Source organism: Nonomuraea longicatena, assembly GCF_039525605.1.
Taxonomy (GTDB): domain Bacteria; phylum Actinomycetota; class Actinomycetes; order Streptosporangiales; family Streptosporangiaceae; genus Nonomuraea; species Nonomuraea longicatena.
Genome location: NZ_BAAAHQ010000095.1, coordinates 1 through 3171 on the forward strand (window position 1 = coordinate 1; position 3171 = coordinate 3171).

General features: G+C 59.7%; 2 protein-coding genes. Both read left to right on the top strand.

Going from position 1 to position 3171, the window contains the following annotated elements; all coding sequences use genetic code 11:
* Nucleotides 1-130 precede the first annotated feature (130 nt).
* Complete coding sequence (locus tag ABD120_RS39430; RefSeq protein WP_343955615.1) at nucleotides 131-472, top strand: hypothetical protein; 342 nt, start codon at nucleotides 131-133, stop codon at nucleotides 470-472.
* Complete coding sequence (locus ABD120_RS39435) at nucleotides 456-3170, top strand: tetratricopeptide repeat protein (protein ID WP_343955616.1); 2715 nt, start codon at nucleotides 456-458, stop codon at nucleotides 3168-3170. The genes ABD120_RS39430 and ABD120_RS39435 overlap by 17 nt, the downstream gene beginning before the upstream one ends.
* Nucleotide 3171: the final 1 nt, after the last annotated feature.

The following is a 3171-nucleotide window of genomic DNA, read 5'->3' on the forward strand; positions in this document are numbered from 1 at the left end:
GCGGCAGGTCACCGTCTGCCTCGCCCTCGTCGTCGGCCGGGCGCAGCAGGGCGGCGACTACGTCGTGAGCACGCCGTAGTCGTCGTCCGATGGACGGGACAACAGCTCGGCTTTCGTTGATGATGGTGCCATGGCCTTTCCCTCCTCGCCGAAGCGGGTGACTCTACTAGCAGGGTCGGCGATCTTGCCCGTGGCGGTCGCAGTCGCCAGCAACCAGATACTCAATGAGGAGATCTGGAACTGGTGGTGGGTTGGCATCGCGCTCGTTTTCAGTGTGGCCCTCACTGTGACGACATATCGGCTGACCGGTGCGCCAGTCTCCTCCGACACGCCAGCCAACGACCCACCCCCTTCCGAACCTACCTACCATGGTGACCATATCGACTTCGGCGGCAGCACCTTCTACGGTCCCGTCACTGGCAAGGTCGTAAATCCAGCACCCCGCCGGGATACCCATGATGACCAGGCATGACCCAACTGAACCTGGCCATAGTCCCGGTATTGGCTCGGGGGCAGGGCATCCTCGCTATGAAGGCGATCATGTCGATTATTCTCATGGCGTATTCCACGGCCCAGTCGCTGGGAAGGTCGAAGGCGACCTACATCAGATTTTCATACAGTGGGCCGCTACGACAGAAACGCGCCCGCAGCAGATCATTGAGGGAGACATTCCAGAAAAACCGCGCGCGTTCCAATCGCGTGAGGAATTCCTGAACCGCTTGCATGATCAAATATCCGACTCCGGTGCTGCGGTGATATCAGCAGTTACCGGCACCCCGGGTATTGGGAAGACCCTGCTGGCAGCCGCGTATGCTTGGACCTGCCAGCAGGCTCAGTGGCCGCTGATTGCCTGGATCGTTGCTGAGACAACCGACCAGATCATCATGGGACTGGCAGGGCTTGCCGACCGGCTCGGCTTGCGTCGCCCCGATGATGATGCCGCGACCGCTGCACGCCGAGTACGCACGCATTTGGCCGCATCGACACAACCGGGCCTACTGGTGTTCGACAACGCAACCAGTGTGACTGATGTCCGCGACTGGATCCCGACTACGGGTGCTACTCGCGTAGTCATCACCTCACGTAACCGCGCTTTTAGTCACGTATACCTTCCGGTTGAGGTCGAGGTCTTCACCCCTGCACAAGCCGTGATGTTCCTGGACGAACGCACAGGCTTGGATGACGCCGAAGGCGCCGCAGAACTGGCTGACGAACTGGGCTTCCTACCATTGGCCTTGGCGCAAGCCGCTGCGCTGATTGCCCGCCGTCGCCTCGACTATGCCATCTACCTAGAGTTGTTGCGTAGTTTTCCGCTGGAGCGGTACCTGACTCGGTCAGATTATGATCCGTATCCAGCTGGCACTGCAGAAACCATCCTGTTGTCAGTCATGCAATTTGAAGCTTCCCACCAGGACGCTTCCTTGCTCCTGTCGGTGCTCGGAGTGTTAGCACCCTCCGGAGTTCCCCGTTCGATCCTGTATGGCTCCATTGCGCCTGACCCAGCCGAGCGCGAGCTTTGGGACAACCTGTTGGCGGATCTGGCGGACACCTCACTAGTGAGCTTCAGTGAGGACGGCAGGGCTGTGCTGATGCATCGCCTGATTCAACGAGTCCTCCGTGAACGCGCCGATCGCCAAGGGCAACTCCAAGGCGTGCTGGACAGTGCCACCATCGTGCTTCGCCGGTTCATTGAAGATCTGCCAGAAGAAGTTGAACGCCCGTTTGTTGAGATCGTATTCGAGCAGACTGTCGCAGTGCATGCTGTTGCCGTGGCCGTCGACATCATCCCGCTAAACTTGCTTACGTTGCGCTCTTGGTGTGGCGGATGTCTAGCGGAGCTAGTCGATTTTGATCGGGCTATTCCCCTGTTGCAGGAAACGCTTGCCGACTGCGAGCGCGTTTTAGGTCCCACGCACACCTGTACCCTCACTTGCCGCAGCCGCCTCGCAAATGCCTATCAGGCGGCAGGGCGATTGGCCGGGGCAATCCAACTGCACAAGGCGACACTGAACGACATGGAGCAAGTCTTAGGGCCTGTGCATCCTGATACTCTCGCTAGCCGTAATAACCTCGCATACAGTTACGAGGTGGCAGGGCGCTTGGATGAGGCGATTCGGCTACACGAGGCGGCGTTGGCCGATTATGGGCAAGTAATGGGCCCTGATCACCCTGCTACCTTGACCAGTCGTAGCAATCTTGCACGTGCCTACCAAGCAGCGGGACGATTGACTGAGGCAACTAAACTTCACGAGGTCACGTTAAGGACGCGGGAGCGGCTGCTGGGCCTCGACCATCCCCATACCCTGGCAAGTCGTTATAACCTCGCACGTGCTTACGAGTCAGGTGGCCAACTCAGCGAAGCGATCCAGCTGTACGAGACCACCTTGGCCGGCTTTGATGAGGTCCTCGGAGGCGATCACCCTTACACTTTGGCCAGCCGTCAGAATCTCGCGGGAGCCTACCAGGCGGTAGGACGCAAGGACGAGGCGATCCGACTACTTGAGGCAGTGCTGATCGAGAGTGAAAGGCTCCTCGGCCCTGAGCATCCCCAGACTGTGGACGGCAGACACAACCTCGCACACGCCTACCACGCATCAGGGCGCTTGGACGAGGCGATCGAGCTGTATGAGGCGACGTTGACCAGCCGTGAGCGCCTCTTGGATCCCGACCATCCTCATATCCTTGCCAACCGCAACAACTTGGCTGGCGCTTACCAGGCAGCGGGACGATTCGCCGAGGCGATCCAGTTACTCGAAGCTACGTTGAGGACACGGGAACGGCTCCTCGGCGCTGAGCATCCCCAGACTGTGGACGGCCGCCATAACCTTGCATACGTCTACCAGGCATCAGGGCGCTTGGATGAGGCGATCGAGCTGTATGAGGCGACGTTGACCAGCCGTGAGCGCCTCTTGGATCCCGATCACCCCCATATCCTCATCAACCGCCAAAACCTTGTGGCCGCTTACCAGGCGGCGGGACGCATGGACGAAGCGATCCGACTATATGAGGCAATCCTGAGCCAACATGAACGGCTCCTCGGCGCTGAGCATCTCCAGACGGTGGACAGTCGTCATGATCTCGCGGCTGCCTACCGGGCGTCAGGGCGCTTGGATGAGGCGATCGAGCTGGGGTCCTCTCCCCGATGTGTGGACACCTTGAGTACCGGATGAT

What these genes read in the sequence shown, in the direction of transcription:
- ABD120_RS39435 (WP_343955616.1), top strand. Translation starts at nt 456, where the DNA reads ATGATGACCAGGCATGACCCAACTGAACCTGGCCATAGTCCCGGTATT.
- ABD120_RS39430 (WP_343955615.1), top strand. Translation starts at nt 131, where the DNA reads ATGGCCTTTCCCTCCTCGCCGAAGCGGGTGACTCTACTAGCAGGGTCG.